Origin of the sequence: Kineococcus aridisoli (genome assembly GCF_050871885.1) — a bacterium.
In the GTDB taxonomy this organism is placed as follows: domain Bacteria; phylum Actinomycetota; class Actinomycetes; order Actinomycetales; family Kineococcaceae; genus Kineococcus.
Genome location: NZ_JBJLSF010000003.1, coordinates 54468 through 73263 on the forward strand (window position 1 = coordinate 54468; position 18796 = coordinate 73263).

At 75.6% G+C, this 18796-nt stretch carries 23 protein-coding genes and 1 riboswitch; of the genes, 9 read left to right on the forward strand and 14 right to left on the reverse strand.

From position 1 onward, the window contains the following. Positions 1-67: 67 nt before the first annotated feature. The 4 genes from ACRYM2_RS01665 (at position 68) to ACRYM2_RS01680 (ending at position 2990) form a co-directional block, all read left to right on the forward strand. The gene (locus ACRYM2_RS01665) at positions 68-913 is read left to right on the forward strand and encodes an aldo/keto reductase (protein ID WP_432519395.1); all 846 of its coding nucleotides are present in this window, start codon (positions 68-70) and stop codon (positions 911-913) included. A gap of 82 nt (positions 914-995) precedes the next feature. Further along, entirely contained in the window at positions 996-2018 is a 1023-nt protein-coding gene (locus ACRYM2_RS01670; RefSeq protein ID WP_432519396.1) for a DNA glycosylase AlkZ-like family protein, read from the forward strand. An 89-nt stretch (positions 2019-2107) separates the two neighbouring features. Further along, complete coding sequence (locus tag ACRYM2_RS01675; RefSeq protein ID WP_432519397.1) at positions 2108-2566, forward strand: DUF4383 domain-containing protein; 459 nt, start codon at positions 2108-2110, stop codon at positions 2564-2566. A 169-nt stretch (positions 2567-2735) separates the two neighbouring features. Continuing rightward, positions 2736-2990: a type B 50S ribosomal protein L31 gene (locus ACRYM2_RS01680; protein ID WP_432519398.1), complete on the forward strand. Its 255-nt coding sequence runs from the start codon at positions 2736-2738 to the stop codon at positions 2988-2990. 92 nt (positions 2991-3082) lie between these two features. On the opposite strand, the gene ACRYM2_RS01685 is transcribed toward ACRYM2_RS01680, so the two are convergent. Genes ACRYM2_RS01685 through ACRYM2_RS01700 form a run of 4 tightly spaced genes read right to left on the reverse strand, consistent with a single transcriptional unit; the run spans position 3083 to position 6370 of the window. Beyond that, positions 3083-3538, reverse strand: a complete 456-nt coding sequence (locus ACRYM2_RS01685) for a class I SAM-dependent methyltransferase (protein WP_432519399.1) — start codon at positions 3536-3538, stop codon at positions 3083-3085. Positions 3539-3583: 45 nt separating this feature from the next. After that, the gene (locus ACRYM2_RS01690; protein WP_432519400.1) at positions 3584-4003 is read right to left on the reverse strand and encodes a PPOX class F420-dependent oxidoreductase; all 420 of its coding nucleotides are present in this window, start codon (positions 4001-4003) and stop codon (positions 3584-3586) included. Next, positions 4000-5520: a cryptochrome/photolyase family protein gene (locus ACRYM2_RS01695; protein WP_432519401.1), complete on the reverse strand. Its 1521-nt coding sequence runs from the start codon at positions 5518-5520 to the stop codon at positions 4000-4002. Before ACRYM2_RS01695 ends, ACRYM2_RS01690 begins: the two co-directional genes overlap by 4 nt. Before the next feature lie 49 nt (positions 5521-5569). Beyond that, positions 5570-6370 carry an MBL fold metallo-hydrolase gene (locus ACRYM2_RS01700; RefSeq protein WP_432519402.1) on the reverse strand — a complete coding sequence of 267 codons (801 nt, stop codon included), beginning with the start codon at positions 6368-6370 and terminating at the stop codon, positions 5570-5572. Between the two features lie 42 nt (positions 6371-6412). Here ACRYM2_RS01700 and ACRYM2_RS01705 point away from each other — a divergent pair, with 42 nt between their 5' ends. From ACRYM2_RS01705 to ACRYM2_RS01715, 3 genes are read left to right on the forward strand one after another with little or no spacing between them, the layout of a single operon-like run. After that, positions 6413-6889, forward strand: a complete 477-nt coding sequence (locus ACRYM2_RS01705) for a hypothetical protein (protein WP_432519403.1) — start codon at positions 6413-6415, stop codon at positions 6887-6889. Continuing rightward, positions 6886-7380 carry a DUF2243 domain-containing protein gene (locus tag ACRYM2_RS01710; protein WP_432519404.1) on the forward strand — a complete coding sequence of 165 codons (495 nt, stop codon included), beginning with the start codon at positions 6886-6888 and terminating at the stop codon, positions 7378-7380. The genes ACRYM2_RS01705 and ACRYM2_RS01710 overlap by 4 nt, the downstream gene beginning before the upstream one ends. Beyond that, positions 7377-8138, forward strand: coding sequence for a cytochrome c oxidase assembly protein (locus tag ACRYM2_RS01715; RefSeq protein ID WP_432519405.1), 762 nt, complete (start codon positions 7377-7379; stop codon positions 8136-8138). The genes ACRYM2_RS01710 and ACRYM2_RS01715 overlap by 4 nt, the downstream gene beginning before the upstream one ends. Here ACRYM2_RS01715 and ACRYM2_RS01720 read toward each other — a convergent pair. The 3 genes from ACRYM2_RS01720 to gcvP form a co-directional block, all read right to left on the reverse strand. Then, positions 8107-9192 carry an SPFH domain-containing protein gene (locus ACRYM2_RS01720; protein WP_432519406.1) on the reverse strand — a complete coding sequence of 362 codons (1086 nt, stop codon included), beginning with the start codon at positions 9190-9192 and terminating at the stop codon, positions 8107-8109. The genes ACRYM2_RS01715 and ACRYM2_RS01720 overlap by 32 nt on opposite strands. After that, entirely contained in the window at positions 9192-9680 is a 489-nt protein-coding gene (locus ACRYM2_RS01725) for an NfeD family protein (RefSeq protein ID WP_432519407.1), read from the reverse strand. The genes ACRYM2_RS01720 and ACRYM2_RS01725 overlap by 1 nt, the downstream gene beginning before the upstream one ends. Positions 9681-9766: 86 nt before the next feature. Next, the gene (gene gcvP / locus ACRYM2_RS01730) at positions 9767-12658 is read right to left on the reverse strand and encodes an aminomethyl-transferring glycine dehydrogenase (RefSeq protein ID WP_432519408.1); all 2892 of its coding nucleotides are present in this window, start codon (positions 12656-12658) and stop codon (positions 9767-9769) included. 73 nt (positions 12659-12731) lie between these two features. Then, positions 12732-12822, reverse strand: a riboswitch (glycine riboswitch). Positions 12823-12881: 59 nt separating this feature from the next. Between gcvP and ACRYM2_RS01735 the strand changes: the two genes are divergently transcribed. Both ACRYM2_RS01735 and ACRYM2_RS01740 read left to right on the forward strand, forming a co-directional pair. After that, complete coding sequence (locus tag ACRYM2_RS01735; protein WP_432519410.1) at positions 12882-13643, forward strand: ParA family protein; 762 nt, start codon at positions 12882-12884, stop codon at positions 13641-13643. Positions 13644-13812: 169 nt separating this feature from the next. Further along, complete coding sequence (locus ACRYM2_RS01740) at positions 13813-14502, forward strand: SMI1/KNR4 family protein (protein ID WP_432519411.1); 690 nt, start codon at positions 13813-13815, stop codon at positions 14500-14502. Between the two features lie 118 nt (positions 14503-14620). On the opposite strand, the gene ACRYM2_RS01745 is transcribed toward ACRYM2_RS01740, so the two are convergent. The 7 genes from ACRYM2_RS01745 to ACRYM2_RS01775 all read right to left on the reverse strand — a co-directional run bounded on the left by ACRYM2_RS01745 (position 14621) and on the right by ACRYM2_RS01775 (position 18787). After that, complete coding sequence (locus ACRYM2_RS01745) at positions 14621-15217, reverse strand: MerR family transcriptional regulator (protein WP_166617306.1); 597 nt, start codon at positions 15215-15217, stop codon at positions 14621-14623. Between the two features lie 138 nt (positions 15218-15355). Next, complete coding sequence (locus tag ACRYM2_RS01750; RefSeq protein ID WP_166617305.1) at positions 15356-15829, reverse strand: bifunctional nuclease domain-containing protein; 474 nt, start codon at positions 15827-15829, stop codon at positions 15356-15358. Between the two features lie 67 nt (positions 15830-15896). Continuing rightward, the gene (ftsR, locus tag ACRYM2_RS01755; RefSeq protein WP_432519412.1) at positions 15897-16646 is read right to left on the reverse strand and encodes a transcriptional regulator FtsR; all 750 of its coding nucleotides are present in this window, start codon (positions 16644-16646) and stop codon (positions 15897-15899) included. After that, the gene (locus ACRYM2_RS01760; RefSeq protein WP_432519414.1) at positions 16643-17137 is read right to left on the reverse strand and encodes an FHA domain-containing protein; all 495 of its coding nucleotides are present in this window, start codon (positions 17135-17137) and stop codon (positions 16643-16645) included. The genes ftsR and ACRYM2_RS01760 overlap by 4 nt, the downstream gene beginning before the upstream one ends. Before the next feature lie 77 nt (positions 17138-17214). Further along, positions 17215-17598: a glycine cleavage system protein GcvH gene (gcvH, locus tag ACRYM2_RS01765; RefSeq protein ID WP_432519415.1), complete on the reverse strand. Its 384-nt coding sequence runs from the start codon at positions 17596-17598 to the stop codon at positions 17215-17217. 41 nt (positions 17599-17639) lie between these two features. After that, positions 17640-18458 (reverse strand): DUF881 domain-containing protein, encoded by an 819-nt coding sequence (locus tag ACRYM2_RS01770; protein WP_432519416.1) that lies wholly within the window; start codon positions 18456-18458, stop codon positions 17640-17642. Beyond that, positions 18455-18787: a DUF1290 domain-containing protein gene (locus tag ACRYM2_RS01775; protein WP_166617301.1), complete on the reverse strand. Its 333-nt coding sequence runs from the start codon at positions 18785-18787 to the stop codon at positions 18455-18457. The genes ACRYM2_RS01770 and ACRYM2_RS01775 overlap by 4 nt, the downstream gene beginning before the upstream one ends. Between the last annotated feature and the right edge of the window lie 9 nt (positions 18788-18796).

The window sequence follows — 18796 nt, forward strand, 5'->3', positions numbered from 1 at the left end:
TGGCGGGCACGCGCACCCGGGGCCAGCGTGTCCCGCGTCGGCTTCCACCCCTCAGGAGGGACTTCCCGTGGCAGTACCCGCCATCACGCTCAACGACGGACGCCGGATCCCGCAGCTGGGCTTCGGGGTCTTCCAGATCGAGCCCGCGCAGACCGCCGAGGCGGTGCGCAAGGCCCTGGAGATCGGCTACCGGCACATCGACACCGCCGAGATGTACGGCAACGAGGCGGAGGTGGGCCAGGGCGTGCGCGACGCCGGCCTGGCCCGCGAGGACGTCTGGATCACGAGCAAGCTCGACAACGGCTTCCACGAGCCCGACGCGGCGCGGCGGGCGATCGACGGCTCCCTGGCGGCGCTGGGCACCGACCACCTCGACCTGTTCCTCATCCACTGGCCGCTGCCCACCCGCTACGGCGGCGACTTCGTTTCCACGTGGAAGGTGCTGGAGGAGGCGCACGCCGACGGCCGCCTGCGCTCGATCGGCGTGTCGAACTTCCAGCCCGAGCACCTGCGCCGCCTGCGCGAGGAGGCGAGCGTGGTGCCCGCCGTCAACCAGATCGAGGTGCACCCCTACTTCACCAACGAGGCGGCCCGCGAGGCCAGCGCCGCGCAGCAGACCGCGGTGGAGGCGTGGTCGCCCATCGCGCAGGGCGCCGTGCTGGACGACCCGGTGATCACGGAGATCGCCCAGCGGTACGGCAAGAGCCCTGCGCAGGTGACCCTGCGCTGGCACGTCGAGCGCGGCGACATCGTCTTCCCCAAGTCCGCCACGCCCTCGCGCATGGAGGAGAACTTCGCCCTCTTCGACTTCGAGCTGACCGGCGAGGACGTCGCCGCCATCAGCGCGCTGGACAAGGGCGAGGAGGGCCGCACCGGCCCGAACCCCGACACCTTCGACTACATCCCCGACTGAGGCGTTCCAGCTGAGGCGTCCCGACTGAGGCGTCACCGGCTGAGGCGTCCTCGACCGGGACGGGCAGGGAGGTGAGCGCGGGGTGGGCGCGACGGGTGCGGTGGTGCTGCGCCGCGAGCAGGTCCTGGCGCACCGCGTGCGCGCCCAGGAGCTGGACCGCCCGCGCCGCGCGGTGGCGGGCTCCGCCCTGGCGGTGACCGCGCTCGGCATCGTCGACGTCCCGCACCCGGCGGCCGCCACCGCCCTCGCCGTGCGCGGCGGGCACGCCGACGACGCGCTGGCCCTGGTCTGGGGCGCCCGCGGTGCTCCCGCGCTGCACCGGCGCGCGGAGCTGCAAGCGCTGGCCGACGCGCTGTGGCCGCGCTCGGACGCCGACGCCACCCGCCGGCTGGCGAACCCGCGGATCGCCGACGGCGCCCGCCTGGGCCTGGCCGCCTTCCGCGCCGTCGCCGCGGCGGTGCACGAGGTCCTCGCCGCCGCCGACGGCCCCGTGCCGAAGGCGGAGCTGTCGCGCGGGGTCACCGAGCGCGTGCCCTGCGGGGCCCGGCACGTGGCCGGGTCGGTGCTGCAGGCGGCGGGCCTGGCGGGCGGCGCCGAGCTGGTGCGCGCCGGGCGGGCCAACGCCTTCCGCCTGCTGCCGGACCTGCGCGTGCCCGAGGCGGCCGCCGGCACCGACCGGCTGGTGCGCCGCTACCTGCACCTGCTCGGCCCTGCCACCCCCGCCGACGTCGCCGGCTGCCTGCAGGTGTCGGTGGCCGACGTGCGCGCCGCCTGGCCCGACGGCCTGGCCGAGTTCTCCGTCGACGGCCGCCGCACCTGGGCGCCCGCCGAGGACGCCGGCTCGCTGACCTCGGCGCAGCCGGCCCGGCTGGTGCGGCTGCTGCCCCCCGGCGACCCGTGGCTGCAGGCGCGCGACCGCGCGATCACCGTGCCGGCGCAGCGGCACCGGCTGGTGTGGCGGCCGATCGGCGCGCCCGGGGTGCTGCTCGTGGACGGCGAGGGCTGGCAGGAGCTGCCGGCGCGGGTGCGCTCGGCGCTGGCGGAGGAGCTGGACCTGCTGGCCGCCGCCCGCGGCGCCCGCAGCGCGCGGCTCACCTCCTGCTGAGGCGGCGCCGGCGCACCCGCGGGCGCGCGCACCGGTGTGTCGCCACCCGGTGACGGGCGCCACCGGGCGGTTGCGGGATGATGGTGCGCATGAGCTCTCCGGCGGCCATCGAAGCGGCGACCACCAGGGGCGGCCCGGTCCGCCAGCACGCCAGGATCACCGGCGGGGTCCTGATGGTCCTCGGCGTCCTGGGGCTGGTCCCCGGCATCACCACGGACTACGACCAGCTGGGCATCTTCCGCAGCGGCGCCCAGCTGCTCGGCGTCTTCCAGGTGTCCGTCCTCACCTCAACGCTGCTGTTCCTGTACGGCGTGACGGTGCTGGTCTTCGCCGGCTCGGTGCGCCAGGCCCACAAGAGCGCCGTCCTGCACGCGCTGCTGCTCATCGGGATGGGCCTGACCGGCTGGGGCATCGTGCAGAACTCCCCCGCGGAGGTGCTGCCCGCCGACGGCGCGAGCAGCCTGCTCTACCTGCTGCTCGGCATCGTCTTCCTCATCACCAGCAACCGCGCCCGTGCCCGTGAGATCAAGGAGAACGGCATCTTCTGAGCCGCACCGCTCACGGCGCACCACCACCGCCCGGGACCGCGCGTCCCGGGCGGTCGTGCGTGCGGCCCGGGCCGGGACGACCCGGCCGGGGCGGGCATGGATCGGGGCCCGGCGCGGTTGAGCAGGGTGCACCGGTGAGAACAGCTCTCACCGACCTCTGGAGGTCCCCGTGAAGACGAACGTGCACCCCGACTACGCCCTCGTGGTCTTCCGCGACAAGTCCGCCGGCACCTCGTTCCTGTCGCGCTCCACGCTGACCTCGCGCGAGGGCCTGCCGACCGTGGAGTGGGAGGACGGCGGCACCTACCCGGTCTTCGACGTCGACGTCTCCTCGGCCAGCCACCCGTTCTGGACCGGCAACGCGCGCGTGCTGGACACCGAGGGCCGCGTGGAGAAGTTCCGCCGCCGCTACGGCCGCGCCTGAGCCACCGCCCGCCCGCACCGCCCCCCGGCGGTGCGGGCGTCCTGCTGCCCGGTGCGGTGCGCGTGGTCGCCGGGCGGGGGCGCCGGGACCGTTCAGCGCACGGGCACCGCGCGCGCCTCGTAGGTGTACCCGCTGACGCGCGGGGTCCCGGGTTCGACGCCGGTGCGCAGGTCCACCACGGCGAACCCGGCCTCGGCCAGCAGGGCGGGCACGTCGCGGTCGAGGACGCAGCCGGCCAGCCGCAGGTCGAGCCGGTTGCCGCGCCGCTGCCAGCGGGCGGTGCGCTCGTCGGGGGCGAGGCCGTGCTCGAGCAGGTGCAGCGCCGCGCCGGGGCGCAGCACGCGCGCCACCTCCCGCAGCGCGGCGACGGGGTCGGGGACGCCGCACAGCGTCCAGGTGCACAGCGCCGCGTCGAAGCGGGCGTCGGGCAGGTCGAGCCGCTGGGCGTCGTCGCCGGCGATCGTGACCGGGACGGCGGAGGCCTCGCGCCGTTCCCGCGCCAGGCGCAGGGCCGCCGCGGACGGCTCGACGGCCCAGATCCCGCGCACCGACGGTCCTCCTCCGGCCGCGCCGGGGCAAGGGCCCGGTGGACCTCAGCCGGTGACGGTCAGCGCGATCGCGACCCGTCGCCCGTCGAAGCGCCCCAGCCGCTGCAGCAGGCGCTCGAAGGCGCAGTACGCGCGGTACTGCCAGCCGTACGCGTCGAGCATCGCGGCGTCGGCGACCGGCAGCAGGTCGGGCTCCAGCAGGTCGGCGCGGGCGTCCACCGGCCGCCCGCGCGGGGTGCCGCGCACGGTGCAGGGGACGAGCTGGACGTGCGGGTCGCGGCGGATCCGCTTCACCTTGCCCAGCCCGGCCTCGGTCACGACGACGAGCCGGCCGTCGGGCAGCCGGCCGGCCCACACCGGTGTGGGCACCGCCCGCCCGTCGCGGCGGAACGTCGTCAGCTGCACGTACCGCGCCCGCGCCAGCAGCTCGCTCACCCGCGCGGTGTCGATCCCCGGACTGCTCACGGTGCCTCCGCTCCCCGTTCGGCCTCCTGGTGCAACACTCCCTCCAGGTCGCGCAGCCGGTCCAGCCCCCGCAGGGCCTGCGCCATCCGGTGGTTGCCCGCCAGCTGCTCGCGGTGGCGGGCGAGGAAGTTCCAGTAGCCCGCGGTGAAGGGGCAGGCGTCCTCGCCGACGCGGACCTTCGGGTCGTAGCGGCAGCTCCCGCAGAAGTCGCTCATCCGGTCGACGTAGGCGCCGCCGGCGGCGTACGGCTTGGTGGCCAGCAGCCCGCCGTCGGCGTGCTGGCTCATCCCCACGACGTTGGTGGTCATCACCCAGTCGTAGCCGTCCACGAAGTTGCGCCAGAACCAGTCGGCCAGCTCCGCCGGCCGGTAGCCGCGCTGCAGCCCCCAGTTGCCCAGCACCATCAGCCGCGGGACGTGGTGCGTCCAGCCCTCGTCGCGCACCTCCGCGAGCACGTGCCGCAGGCAGGCGGCCTCCACCGCGTCCGCGTCCAGGTCGCCGAACCAGCCCGGGATCGGGGTGGTCGCGCCGAGGGCGTTGCGCTGCTCGTAGCCCTCGCCCAGGTACCAGTACAGGTGCCAGGTCCAGGAGCGCCAGCCGACGACCTGGCGCACGAAGCCCTCCACCGAGGCCAGCCGCACCCCGTTCGCGCGCCCGTGCTCCTCGGCGCGCCGGGCCACCTCCAGCGGGTCGAGCAGACCGAGGTTCTGCGGCGCCGACAGCAGCGAGTGCGACATCCAGCGGTCACCGGCGAGCATGGCGTCCTCGTAGGTGCCGAACTGCTCCAGCCGCCGCTCCAGGAAGCGGCGCAGCGCGGCCAGCGCCTCGCGTCGGGTCACGGCGAAGCGGCGCGGGCCGTCGCGACCGGTGAACTCGACGCCGTCGTCGCGCTCCATGCGGTCCAGGTCCTCGCGCACCTGCGCGTCGATGTCGTCCTCGACCGGCCACCACGGCTCGTCCACGTCCAGCGCCGCCTGCTTCGGCGGGCCGGAGCGGTTGTCGTGGTCGTAGTTCCACGCGCCGCCGACGGGCCGCTCGCCGTCCATCAGCAGCCGGTGGTGGCGGCGGACGTCGCGGTAGAAGTCCTCCATGAGCAGCCGGCGCTGCCCGCGGGCGTCGGCCCAGGTGCGGAACTGCCGCTCGGAGACGACGAAGCCGCGCGAGGCGAGCACCTGCACCCCCTCCAGGCGGCGCACGAAGCGCCGGGCCGGGTAGGAGGTGGGGTCGCACACGCTCACCGGCTCCCCGCACTCGCCCAGGCCCTCGCGGTAGGTGGGGGCGCGCACGTACAGGGCCTGCTCGCCCAGCTCGGCGGCGCGGTGGCGCAGCGCGGACAGGACCAGGTGCGCCTTGCGGCGGTGGAAGCGGCCCCGGGTGAAGACGTCGGTGGACTCCAGCAGCAGCACCGGCTGGTGCGGGCCGTCGAGGAAGTGCGGGCCCAGCTGGTCGGCGAACAGCCACCGGCGGGTGCCCGGCGAGCGCTCGGGGAGGTCCTCGACCACGACGTCCGTGCCCACGACCCCACTGTGTCGTCGGCGGGCGCTCCCGGCACCCCGGGAGGCGCTGCTAGAAGTCGGCGGTCTCCCCCCGCTCCACCCAGCGCACCACCCCGCCGAGCCCGCGGCGCTCCACCTCGGCCCGGAAGTGCGACAGCGGGGAGCGGAAGACGCCGTAGTCGTCGTAGTGCACCGGCACGGCCGCGGCCGGCTCCACCAGCTGCAGCAGGTCCGCGCCGGCCACGCCGTCCATCGTCACCACCACGCCGCCCGGCAGCGTCGTGCCGCCCAGGTGCAGCACGGCCAGGTCGACGTGCGGGTAGCGCAGCGGCACGTGCGCCAGCTCGGGCACGTTCAGGGTGTCGCCGGAGACGTAGACGGTGCGCTGCACCGGCCCGCCCACCGGGCCGAACTCCAGCAGGCTGCCCATCACCGGCGGCAGCAGCCCCTGCACGGCCCCCGGCGCGTGCCGGCCGGGCGCCGCGGTCACCCGCACCTGCTCGGTGCCGGCGGTCAGCACGTGGTCCTCCCAGGTGCGCAGGCCGGTGACCGCGCTGAAGCCGTGCCGGCCGCTGAGGCGCCGCTGCGCGTGCGGGGTGGTGACGATGGGCACCGAGCGCTCCAGCCCGCGCCGGGCGACGCGGTCGAAGTGGTCGCCGTGCAGGTGCGAGAGCACCACCCCCGTCAGCGGCGGCAGGTCCTCCACGGCGATCGCCGGGTCGGTCAGACGCCGGGAGACCAGGCCCTTGCCGAGGTAGGCGTACTGGCCGCGGTGCAGGAAGTTCGGGTCCGTCAGCAGCGTCAGGCCGCCCCAGCGCAGCAGGACGGTGGCGGTGCCGACGAAGGTCAGCGACAGGTGCGGGGTGTCCACCCCGGGGGGTTACCCCGTCCGGGCGGTGGGTACGCGTGCGGTGTGGACCTGCTGAGCGTGTACGTCGACGACCACCTGGCCGGAGCGGCCGCGGGCCGCGCCCGCTTCGCGCGGGCCGCCAAGGCCCAGCGCGGCACCCGCTACGGGGAGGCGCTGTCCCGGCTGCACGACGAGGTGGCGCAGGACCGCCGGGCGCTGGAGCGCATCGCCCGCTCGCTGGGCGTGCAGCCGCGGCGCTCGCTGCAGCTGGCGGCCCGGGTGGGCGAGGCCGCCGGGGCGCTCAAGCCCAACGGGCGCCTGGTGCGCCAGTCCCCGCTGCGCCTGGTGGTGGAGCTGGAGGTGCTGACGCTGGGCGTGCTCGGCAAGGCGGCGGGCTGGCGCAGCCTGCTCGAGGTCGCCCGCACCGACGCCCGGCTCGACGCCCACGAGCTGCAGGAGCTGCTCGCGCGCGCCGAGCGGCAGGCGGCGGAGCTGGAGCAGCTGCGCCGCGACGCGGTCGTGGAGGTCCTCGTCCCGTGAGCCCCGAGCGCCCGGCGGGCTCCGAGCGCCGCGGGAGCCCCGGCGGCCCGCGGCGCAGGTCGCTGGTCACCGGTCTGCTCATCGGGGTCGGGATCGCCGCCTTCGTCGACGAGGTCGTCTTCCACCAGCTGCTGCACTGGCACCACTTCTACGACCGCTCGACCACGACCGCCGGGCTGGTCTCCGACGGCTGGTTCCACGCCTTCGGGTGGCTGGCGATGGTCGGCGGGATGTTCCTGTTCGCCGACCTGCAGCGCCGGCGGGCCACCGTGCGCCCGCGCCTGCTGGCGGGCGTCCTCGTCGGCAGCGGCGGCTTCCAGCTCTACGACGGGCTGGTGCACCACAAGCTGCTGCAGCTGCACCAGGTCCGCTACGGCGTGGAGCTGCTGCCCTACGACCTGGTGTGGAACCTCGCCGGCGCCCTGGCGCTCCTCGCGGGCCTGGCGCTGCTCGCGCGCCACCGGCGGCGCGAGCGGGCACGGACGGGGTGACGCCGCTGCTGCCCGAGGCCGTCGCCGTGGCGGCCTGGGCCGGGCTGGGCGCCTACCTGTGGGCGGAGTCGCGGCTGCACCGGCGCGGGGACCGCTGGCCGGTGGCGCGCACGGCGGTGGCGGCTGCCGCCGTGCTCAGCGCGAGCGCCGCCGCGCTGTGGCCGGTGCGCACCCTCGTCGACGAGGTCGCGGTGCACCTGCTGCTGACGATGCTCGCCCCGCTGCTGCTGGCGCTGTCGGCACCGGTGAGCCTGGCCCTGCGCACCCTGCCGCGCGCGCCGCGGCGGGTGCTGCTGGCGCTGCTGCACAGCCGCTGGGCCCGGGCGGTGACGTGGGCGCCGGTGGTGCTGGTGCTGCAGGTGGGCGGGGTGGCGGTGTTCTGGCTGGCGCCGCTGCCGCACGCGCTGCACGGGCCGTTGATGGTGCACATGCTCGCCGCGGGGTGGTTGTTCAGCACCTGCCTGGTCGGCCGCGACCCGGTGCCCGGGCGGCCGGGCACCCTCGGGCGCGCGGTGCTGCTGCTGGTGGCCGCCGCCGCCCACCACGTCGTGGCCAAGCTGCTGTACGCCCGCGGCGGCGGCTCCGGGGCGGAGCTGCTGTTCTACGGCGGCGACGCGGTCGAGGTGGCCACCGCGCTCGTGCTGTGCGCGCAGTGGTACGAGCGCACCCGGCCCCGGCCGGGCCGGGACGCCCGGGCCGACGTGACCGGCGGGGAGGTCGGGCGGCTCAGGGACCGGCGACGGGTCCCTGCCCGCTGATGCGGGTGGTCTCCTCCGCGTCGCGGGAGGCGCCGGCGGCCTCCTCGCGGGCGCGCCGCAGCGCCTCCTCGGGGTCCTCGAGCACGACCTCCTCGAAGTGGGTCGCCGGCTCGGGAGCCGGGCGCGGCGCCCGGGCGGCCCCCGCGGCGGAGGCGCCGCCGCCCTGCCCGGCGCCGTCGCCGTGGGCGGCGAACATCGAGCCGAACCCCTTGAGCGCGTCGTTCAGCTCGCTGGGCACGATCCACACCTTGTTGGCGTCGCCCTTGGCGATCTGCGGCAGCGTCTGCAGGTACTGGTAGGCCAGCAGCTTGGGGTCGGGGTCGCCGCGGTGGATGGCGTCGAAGACCTGCGTGATGGCCTTCGCCTCACCCTGCGAGCGCAGGATCGCCGCCTGCGCGGCGCCCTCGGCGCGCAGGATCGAGGACTGCTTCTCGCCCTCGGCGGTGAGGATCTGCGACTGCTTGAGGCCCTCGGCGTTGAGGATCGCGGCGCGCCGGTCGCGCTCGGCGCGCATCTGCTTCTCCATCGAGTCCTGCACGCTGGCGGGCGGGTCGATGGCCTTCAGCTCGACGCGGTTGACGCGGATGCCCCAGCGGCCGGTGGCGTCGTCGAGGACCCCGCGCAGCTGGCCGTTGATCTGGTCGCGGCTGGTGAGGGTCTGCTCCAGGTCCAGCGAGCCGATGACGTTGCGCAGCGTCGTCACGGTCAGCTGCTCGATGCCCTGGATGTAGTTGGCGATCTCGTAGGTGGCGGCCTTGGGGTCGGTCGGCTGGTAGTAGATGACCGTGTCGATGCTCACGACGAGGTTGTCGGAGGTGATGACCGGCTGCGGCGGGAAGGAGACGACCTGCTCGCGCAGGTCCACGGTGGCGCGGACCTTGTCGATGAACGGCACGAGGAAGTGCAGGCCCGCGTCGAGGGTGGTCTTGTAGCGGCCGAGCCGCTCGACGATGACGGCGGTGGCCTGCGGCACGATGCGGATCGTCCGGATGATCACCGCGGCGACGAAGACCACCACGAGGACGAGGACGATCAGGGTGACGGTGGTGCCCATCAGGGCGCCTCCTCCGGTCGTTGGGGCGCGGGGGGTGCGTCGACGACGGCCGTGGCGCCCTCGATGGCCACGACGACGACGTCCTCGCCCGCGGCGAAGGTCCGCCCGGCGGCGGTGCGCGCCGACCAGGTCTCCCCGACGAGCTTGACCAGGCCGCCGCGGGCGCTGACGTCGTCCAGGACGAGCGCCGTGCGGCCGAGCAGGGCGGGGGTGTTGGTGGTGCCCGCCGCCGGCATCCGCAGCCGCCGCAGCAGCAGCGGGCGGATGGTGGCCAGGAGCAGGCCGGCCGCGAGCGCCGCCACGAGCACCTGCCCGACGTAGCCCAGGCCCAGGGCGTCGGCGCCGGCGCCGGCCAGGGCACCGCCGGCGAGCATGGCGAAGACGAGGTCGAGGCTGGCCAGCTCGAGGATGCCGAGGACGAGGGCCGCGGCGATCCACAGCAGCCAGCTGTTCTCCAGCAGCGACTCCAGGAACCCCACCGCGACCACCCCCTCGTGGTCCCGACCCTACCCGCCCCTCCCCGCGGTGATCCCGTGCGGGATCACCGCGGGGGTCACCGCCGGGAGGGAGCCCGTCAGGACTCGTACTCCTCCAGCGGCGGGCAGGAGCAGACGAGGTTGCGGTCGCCGGCGGCGCCGTCGATGCGGCGCACCGGCGGCCAGTACTTGGTCCGCGGGTCCATCCCGCCCGGGTAGACGGCCTGCTCACGGGTGTAGGGGTGCTCCCACTCCCCCACCAGGCTGGCGGCGGTGTGCGGGGCGTGCCGCAGCGGGGAGTCCGCCACCGCCCACGCGCCGTCGGCGATCTCGCGGACCTCCTCGGCGATGGCGAGCATCGCGTCGCAGAAGCGGTCCAGCTCGGCGAGGTCCTCGCTCTCGGTGGGCTCGACCATGAGGGTGCCGGCGACGGGGAAGGACATCGTCGGAGCGTGGAAGCCGTAGTCGACCAGCCGCTTGGCGACGTCGTCGACGGTGACGCCGGTGGCCTTCGTCATCGGCCGCAGGTCGAGGATGCACTCGTGGGCCACGAGCCCGCCGGGGCTGCGGTAGAGCACCGGGTAGGCCTTCTCCAGCCGCGTGGCGACGTAGTTCGCGCTGAGCACGGCCTGCACCGTCGCCGCGCGCAGCCCGTCGGGGCCCATGAGGCGCAGGTAGGCCCAGGAGATCGGCAGGATGCCCGCGGAGCCGAACGGCGCGGCGGAGACCATGCCCACGCCGGAGCCGTCGGCGCCGGCGGCCGGGGAGGTGCCGGGCAGGAACGGCGCCAGGTGCGAGCGCACCGCCACCGGCCCGACGCCGGGGCCGCCGCCGCCGTGCGGGATGCAGAAGGTCTTGTGCAGGTTCAGGTGCGAGACGTCGGCGCCGAACGTGCCCGGGCGCGCCAGGCCGACGAGGGCGTTGAGGTTGGCGCCGTCGACGTAGACCTGCCCGCCCGCCTCGTGCACCAGGGCGCAGACCTCGCGGATGGACTCCTCGTACACCCCGTGGGTGGAGGGGTAGGTCACCATGAGGGCGGCCAGGCGCTCGGCGTGCTGGGCGGTCTTGGCGCGCAGGTCGTCCAGGTCCACGTTCCCGGCCTCGTCGCAGCGCACGACGACGACCTGCAGCCCCGCCATGACGGCGCTGGCGGCGTTGGTGCCGTGCGCCGAGGAGGGGATCAGGCAGACCGTGCGCTCCGCGTCGCCGCGGGAGAGGTGGTAGGCGCGGATGGCCAGCAGGCCCGCGAACTCCCCCTGCGAGCCGGCGTTGGGCTGCAGCGAGACCGCGTCGTAGCCGGTGACCTCGGCCAGCCAGCGCTCGAGGTCGGCGACCAGCTGGGCGGTGCCGGCCAGCTGGTCGGCGGGCGCGTAGGGGTGCAGGTCGGCGAACTCCGGCCAGGAGACCGGCTCCAGCTCCGTGGTGGCGTTGAGCTTCATCGTGCACGAGCCCAGCGGGATCGCGCCGCGGTCCAGGGCGTAGTCGGCGTCGGAGAGCCGGCGCAGGTAGCGCAGCATCGCCGTCTCGGAGCGGTGCTGGGAGAAGACCGGGTGCTGCAGGTAGCCGCTGCGGCGCAGCAGCGCGGCCGGCAGCGCGTGCTCCTGCGCGCCCTCCAGCGGCTGCACGCCGAAACCGCGCAGGGCGGCCGCGACGTGGGCGTCGGTCGTGGTCTCGTCGACGGTCAGCCCCACGTGGTCCTCGTCGACCAGGCGCAGGTTCACCCCGGCGGCCAGGGCGTCGGCGACGACCCGGCGGGCCCGGCCGGGCACCCGGGCCACGACGGTGTCGAAGAACTCCGCGTGCAGCAGCTCGACCCCGCCCGCGCGCAGCGCGGCGGCGATCGCGCCGGCGCGGCGCGCGACCTGCCCGCCGATGGTGCGCAGGCCCTCGGGACCGTGCCAGACCGCGTAGCAGCCGGCCATCACCGCGAGCAGGACCTGCGCGGTGCAGATGTTGGAGGTCGCCTTGTCGCGGCGGATGTGCTGCTCGCGCGTCTGCAGGGCCAGGCGGTAGGCGGGCTTGCCGTCGGCGTCGACGGAGACGCCGACCAGGCGCCCGGGCAGCGAGCGCTCCAGGCCCTTGCGCACGGCCACGTAGGCCGCGTGCGGGCCGCCCGCGCCCATGGGCACGCCGAAGCGCTGGCTGGAGCCGACGGCGACGTCGACGCCGAACTCCCCGGGCGCGCGCAGCAGGGTGAGGGCGAGCAGGTCGGCGGCCGCGACGGCGACCGCCCCGCGGGCGTGGGCGTCGGCCACGACGGCCTCGAGGTCGCGGACCCTGCCCGAGGTGCCCGGGTACTGCACGAGCAGGCCGAACACCCCGCGCTCGCCGACGGCGGCCAGCGGGTCGGGCGCGTCGAGGTCGACCTCGAGCAGCTCGATGCCCAGCGGCACGGCGCGGGTGCGCAGCACCGCCAGCGTCTGCGGCAGGACGTCGGCGTCGACGGCGAACACCGCGCCGGCGGGCGCCTTGGAGGTGCGGCGGGCCAGCGTCATCGCCTCGGCCGCCGCGGTGCCCTCGTCGAGCAGCGAGGCGTTGGCGACGTCGAGGGCGGTCAGGTCGGCCACGGCGGTCTGGAAGTTCAGCAGCGCCTCGAGGCGGCCCTGGGAGATCTCCGGCTGGTAGGGCGTGTACGCGGTGTACCAGGAGGGGTCCTCGAGCACGTTGCGGCGCACGACGGCCGGGGTGCGGGTGCCGTGGTAGCCCAGGCCGATCATGGAGGGCACGACGCGGTTGCGGCCGGCCAGGGCGCGCAGCGCCGCGGTGACCGACGCCTCGTCGAGGGCCTCGGGCAGGTCCAGCACGCCGTCGCGGATGCCGGCGGGCACGGCCCGCTCGACGAGCTCGTCGGTCGAGGTCAGCCCCACGACGGCCAGCATGCGGGCCACGGCGGCGGCGTCGGGACCGATGTGGCGGGCGCTGAAGGGCAGCGGCGCGGGGTCGGCGGAGAGCTCCGGCAGGGCGGTGGGCTCGGGTGCGGTCGTCGTCATGGGACGCTCCGGAGGTCGCGGGCGGGGGTACGGACCTCCCCGTCTGTCACCCGCGGCGGGGCTCCAGATCGGCCTGTCCCGCGTGGTCCTTCCGCCTGAGAGGTTCCGGGGATGTTGCCCCTTCGGCGCCCCGGTCGCACCGGGGTCTCTCCCGCGCGGGATGCACGGCCGCGCACCACTGTAGGGCACCGGGGCAGGGCCGGCGGAGCGCTAGGGTTCGCCCGTGATCAGCCTCGCCGTCTGCAGCGCCAAGGGTGGTGTGGGCAAGACGTCGGTGGTCCTGGGTCTGGCCTCGGCCGCCCTCCAGCGCGGCACCAGCACCCTCGTCGTCGACCTGGACCCCCAGGCCGACGCCACCTCCGGCCTCGACGTGAGCGCGCAGCGCCCGCACGACGTGGCGGCGGTGCTGCGCAACCCCAAGCGGCGCGTCGCCGAGGAGGCGGTGGCCCCCAGCGGCTGGGTCTCCGACCACCCCGGGCTGCTGGACGTGCTCACCGGTTCCGCCGAGTCCGCGGGCCTGGACGGCCCCGACGCCGACGAGGAGGCGCTGAGGTCGCTGCGGCGGGCGCTGCGCAAGGTCGACGACCACGACCTCGCGCTGCTGGACACCCCGCCCTCGCTCAACGGCCTGACCCGCTCGGCGTGGCGGGCCGCCGACGCGGTCCTCGTCGTCAGCGACGCCAGCCGCTTCTCCGTCGCCGCGGTGGACCGCACGCTGCGCGAGGTGCGCGCGCTGCGGCCCGCGCCGCGCGTCGTCGGGGTCCTCGTCAACCGCTTCACCCAGCGCTCGGGCGAGCAGCGCTTCCGCTACGAGGAGCTGCGCTCGCTGTTCGGCGACCTCGTGCTGGAGCCGCTGCCGGACCGGGCCGCGGTCCCGCAGTCGCAGGGCGCCGGGCTCCCGCTGCACGCGCTGCGCGCCCGCACCGCCAAGACGCTCGCGCTGCAGTTCGACGCCGTCCTGGACCGCGTGCTGGAGAAGGACTGAGCGCAGCGGTCGCGCCGGCCGGCACCGGGGGAACCGGGCGGCGCCGGCGCGCGTCCGAGGTGCGGGACGATCACCGAGCACCTACCGTCGTGTTCGGTGGTGCGCCGCAACCGTTCTGGCAGCAACCACCCCTGATCCCCCGCGCAGCGGCGCGGTCCGAGGAGGTCCCGTGACGTCGAAGGCCCCGGTCGAGCGCCAGCGGCTGGTCCGCGCGGCGCGCGGCAGCGCTGCCGGCCCCGCCCGCCCGAGCAGCCCGGAGGTCCCCGAGCGCCCCACCGGTGCGGAGGCTCCCGAGGCCGTCCGCATCCACGAGCTCGTGCAGCGGCTGCGCGCGCACTGGACGCGCTCGGGCGCCGACATCGCCACCCGGTTGCGCCCCGGCGTGGACGACTCCCGCCTCGACGCCGTCGAGCGCCAGCTCGGGCTGCTGCTGCCGCGCGCGGCGCGGGCGTGGTGGCGCGAGGTCGACGGGGTGGACCCGGTGCGCACCCGCTACCGCACGAGCGCCCCCACGGTCGGCCCCGGCGGCTGGGTGCCGCTGGACCTCGACGAGGCGCTGCGCCGGGCCAGCGGCCAGGGGCCCGGGCTCGCCGCTCCCCCGGCGCTGCTGCCGATGTTCGCCCGCGACGAGGAGCTCATCGCGGTGCGGCTGGGCTCCAGCCGCGCGGACGTGGAGCAGCTCGTGCTCTCCGAGGACGGCGAGGGCTACCAGCACTCCTGGCGGGTGGGCCTGGACGAGCTGCTGGGCACCTGGGCGGACTCGCTGCTGGCGGCCGTGCTGTGGCTGCCCGACGCGCACGACTGGGTCGTGGACCCGTTCGCGATGCAGGCGCTGCCCCGCCCGGAGCTCGTCGACTGAGGGCGTGCACCGGGCGGGCCGCCCGGTGCACGAACGAGGCCCGGAGCCCCCGTGCGGGGCGTCCGGGCCTTCGACGTGCGGGAAGGGGCGAGCAGGGCCAGGCGGGTGCCGACCGGCGTCAGCCGGCCTCGCGGGCCCGGCGGCGGGCGGACAGCTCGTCGGCCAGCACCATCGCGGTGTGCCCGGGGTCCCGGTCGGCCGGGCGCTCGCTGGGCAGGGAGGCCAGCTCGCCCTCCACCTCGCGCCAGACGCGGCCCACCGCGATGCCGAACACGCCCTGACCGCCCTGGACGAGATCTATCACCTCGTCCGCCGAGGTGCACTCGTAGACGCTGGCGCCGTCGGACATGAGGGTGATCTGCGCCAGGTCGTCGACACCGCGCTCGCGCAGGTGCGTCACCGCGGTGCGGATCTGGTGCAGCGAGACCCCCGTGTCCAGCAGCCGCTTGACGACCTTGAGCACGAGGATGTCGCGGAAGCCGTACAGCCGCTGCGAGCCGGATCCGGAGGCACCGCGCACGCTCGGCTCGACCAGACCCGTGCGGGCCCAGTAGTCCAGCTGGCGGTAGGTGATGCCGGCCGCCTTGCACGCCGTCTGACCGCGGTAGCCCACCTCGTCGTCGAGGTCCGGGAGGTCCTCCTCGAACAGCAGACCCTGCGCGCGGGCGGGTTGGGACTTCCGCGACGACCCCGCGACTGCGTCGCTACTGCTCACGCCGGCCTCCTCGTCATCGCCACCCGTCGAGGCTTCGAGCGGGAGCGTCCTGCACACTGACCGTAGAGCGGCACCCCCGGAGCGTCAACGAGGCGCGCGGCGCGCCGCCCTCCGACCTTCTCCCGGTGGACCGCGGACTCACCGCTCGCCGGACTCGAAGTCCTCCGGGGAGATGTGGTCCAGGAACTCGCGGAACTTCTCGACCTCGTCCTCGTCCTCGTCGGGCACCGGCACGCCGCCGGAGTCCAGGACCTCCTCGGCGCTCACGATCGGGCACCCCACCCGCAGCGCCAGCGCGATGGCGTCGGAGGTCCGCGAGCTGACCACCAGGCCGCCGTCGAAGGCGAGCTCGGCGAAGTAGACGTTGTCGCGCATCTCCACGATGCGGACCTCCTCCAGGCGCCGGCCGACGGCCTCGATGACGTCCTTGAGCAGGTCGTGGGTCAGCGGCCGCGGGGGCACGACGCCCTGCTGGGCGAAGGCGATGGCGCTGGCCTCCGGCGCACCGATCCAGATGGGCAGGTACCGGTCCCCGTCGCGTTCGCGCAGGAGCACGATCGGGTTGTTGGAAGGCATCTCGACCCTGACGCCGATGACATCGAGCGCGCGCACGGCTTCACCGTACCCCGTGCCCGGTGCCCGCACCCGGGAGGCCGCCCGGCCGGTGCCCGACCGGTGCTCAGCCGGTGACGCGTCCCAGCGCCCCGGCGACCAGCGCGGTGTGCAGGCGCAGGCAGGCGGCGGAGATCTCCCGCGCGACCTGCTCGGCGCGCGCGGAGGCCTCCGCCGAGCGCTGGCGCTGCATCGGCGCGACGACCTGCTCGGCGAGGGCGACCTCGCGGTCGGCGGCGGTGCGGAACATCCGCAGGTGGCGGGCCTCGATGCCGTGCGCGGCCAGGGCGGCGGCGGCCCGCAGGACCTCCAGCGCCTCGCCGTCGTACCAGGGCCCGCCGGGGGCCGGGGAGAGCACGCCGAAGCCCTCGAGGGCGTCGAGCATCTCCGCGGCGACGCCGGACTCGCGCAGCAGCTCGGTGCGCGTCAGCCGCAGGTCGGCCGCGCGGCCCTCGAAGCGCTCGGCTCCGGGCACGCCCGCGGCGGGGACCACCGTCGGCACCCGCGGGGCCGCCCCCGGCTGCTCCGGGGGCTGCAGCCCGCGGTCCATCGCCTCGAGGTTCTCCCGGATGACCCGCAGCGGCAGGTAGTGGTCGCGCTGGGCGGAGAGCACGTAGCGCAGCCGGTCCACGTCGTCGGAGGAGAACTTGCGGTACCCGGCCGCCGTGCGCCCCGGCTCGACGAGCCCCTGCTCCTCGAGGAAGCGGATCTTGGAGATGCTGACCTCGGGGAAGTCCGGCGACAGGATCGCCATGACCTCCCCGATCGTCATCCGGGGGGCGCTCGGGTCCAGCGGGCGGGCTCCGGAGACGCTCACGGCTGCGCGACCTCCGAGCTCGGGTGGTAGTCCATGCGGTACTTGCCGATCTGCACCTCGTCGCCGGCCTTGAGCAGGACGTCGTCGATGCGCTCGCGGTTGACGTAGGTGCCGTTGAGGCTGCCCACGTCGCGCACCCGGAAGCCGGGGCCGGTCACCGGGTCCGGGGCGCGCAGGAACTCCGCGTGCCGCCGGGAGACCGTCACGTCGTCCAGGAAGATGTCGCTGGTCTGGTGCCGGCCCGCCGACGTGCGCTCGGCGTCCAGCAGGAAGCGGGAGCCGGTGTTGGGCCCGCGGCGCACCACGAGCAGCGCGCAACCGGCCGGCAGGGCTTCGATGGCGGCCCGGTCGTCGCTGGTGAGGCCGCGCTCGGCGCCCTCGTGCACCTCCGGCGCGACCAGGCCGGCGAACGACATGGTCGAGTCCACCGGCCGCTCGGCCGCCACCTCGTCAGGGGTCTGGTCGTCCTCCGGCGACGTGCCCGCAGACATCGACACCACCTTCCACGCACTGGCCACGGATCTTCGCGACCACCCTAGCCGGGAGGACCCTGCGGGTCAGCAGGCAGTCACCCGGCGTGCACCGCGTAGGCCTGCGCGTCGAGCAGGGCGTCGACCTCGGCGGGGTCGGAAGGGGTGATGGTGAACATCCACCCCTCGCCGTAGGGGTCGCTGTTGACGAGGTCGGGACGCGTCTCCAGCCCGGGGTTGTGCCCGGAGACGGTGCCGCTGACGGGGGCGGTGATCTCGCTGACGCTCTTGGTCGACTCCACCTCGCCGCAGGAGCCGCCGGCGCTCACGCTCTCGCCCTCGGCCGGCAGCGAGACGTAGACGACGTCGCCGAGCGCGTCCTGGGCGTGGTCGGTGATGCCGACGCGGACGGTGCCGTCGGCCTCGACGCGCACCCACTCGTGCTCGCTGGTGTAGCGCAGGTCGGCGGGGACGTTCGACATGGCGGCGGGGACTCCTCGGGTGGCGGGCGGCTGGGTGGTGCTCACTGGTCCGCAGAGGGCTCCGGCGACGCCGGGCGAGCGTACTGAGGCGCGGAGAGCGCGTGCAAGGCGCTGACCCGCACCACCTCGGAGGTCTGCACCTCCAGCTGCGCGCCGGCCTGGCGCAGCGTCTCGCGCACGCCGCCGGGGATGTCCAGGGCCGTGGAGAGGGTGTCGGGGTCGCCGACGGCGGTCACGACGTAGGGCGCCGGTTCGGTGCGGCCGCCGACGAGGACGCCGCCGGGGTCGTCGGCGAACGCGGTGCTCGCCACGACGCGGGTGCCGCCGACCTGCAGGGCCTCCGCCCCCGCGTCGCGCAGCTCCTGCACGAGCTGGATGAGGTGGGTGGAGCGCACCGCGCCGCCGGGGTCGGAGACCGTGGCCACGATCCCGGGCCCGCTCGCCGGCAGCGTGCCGGCCAGCAGGCCGTACTCGGTGGCGCGCTCGGCGGCGGCGCGCTCGGCCGCCTGGGCGGAGTCGCTGCCCTCGGTGAGCTGCTCGCGGGTCGCCTCCAGGCTGCGCAGCTCGTCGGCCAGCCGGTCCCCGCGCTCGGTGGTGTCGTCGAGGATGCGCACCAGGTCGCTCTCGCGCAGGTCGTCCAGCCCCGAGGAGTCGGTCGAGCGCACCTGCACGACGACCCCGAAGCCCAGCGCGGCGCACAGCAGCCCGGCCAGCAGCTGACCGCGGGTGGCGCGCGGGCGGCCGGCGCGCAGCAGCCGCCGCCAGGGCGGGCGCCGCGGAGGTGCGGGGGCCCGCTCCCCCGGGTGCTCCTGCGGGCGCTCCCCCGCGGGCTCCCGCGGCGGCCGCCGGTCGGCGCTCACGCGTTGAGCAGGTGCCGGCGGATCGCGGCGGCGTTGGAGAAGATGCGCACGCCCAGCACGACGACGACACCGGTGGACAGCTGCGAGCCGACGCCGAGCTGGTCGCCGAGGTAGACGATCAGCGCCGCCACGACGGCGTTGGAGGCGAAGGAGACGACGAAGACCCGGTCGTCGAAGATGCCGTCGAGGACGGCGCGCAGACCGCCGAAGACGGCGTCGAGGGCGGCGACGACGGCGATCGGCAGGTAGGGCTGCAGGAACACCGGCACCTCGGGGTGCAGGAGCACGCCCGCCACGATGCCGACGAGGAGTCCGAGCGCTGCGACCACGTCGCGGAA

Excerpts from the sequence above, each read along its gene's own strand:
- ACRYM2_RS01675 (WP_432519397.1), top strand. The coding sequence starts at position 2,108 with ATGAGCTCTCCGGCGGCCATCGAAGCGGCGACCACCAGGGGCGGCCCG.
- ACRYM2_RS01720 (WP_432519406.1), bottom strand. The coding sequence starts at position 9,192 with ATGGGCACCACCGTCACCCTGATCGTCCTCGTCCTCGTGGTGGTCTTC.
- gcvP (WP_432519408.1), bottom strand. The coding sequence starts at position 12,658 with ATGACGACGACCGCACCCGAGCCCACCGCCCTGCCGGAGCTCTCCGCC.
- ACRYM2_RS01760 (WP_432519414.1), bottom strand. The coding sequence starts at position 17,137 with ATGTCTGCGGGCACGTCGCCGGAGGACGACCAGACCCCTGACGAGGTG.
- gcvH (WP_432519415.1), bottom strand. The coding sequence starts at position 17,598 with ATGTCGAACGTCCCCGCCGACCTGCGCTACACCAGCGAGCACGAGTGG.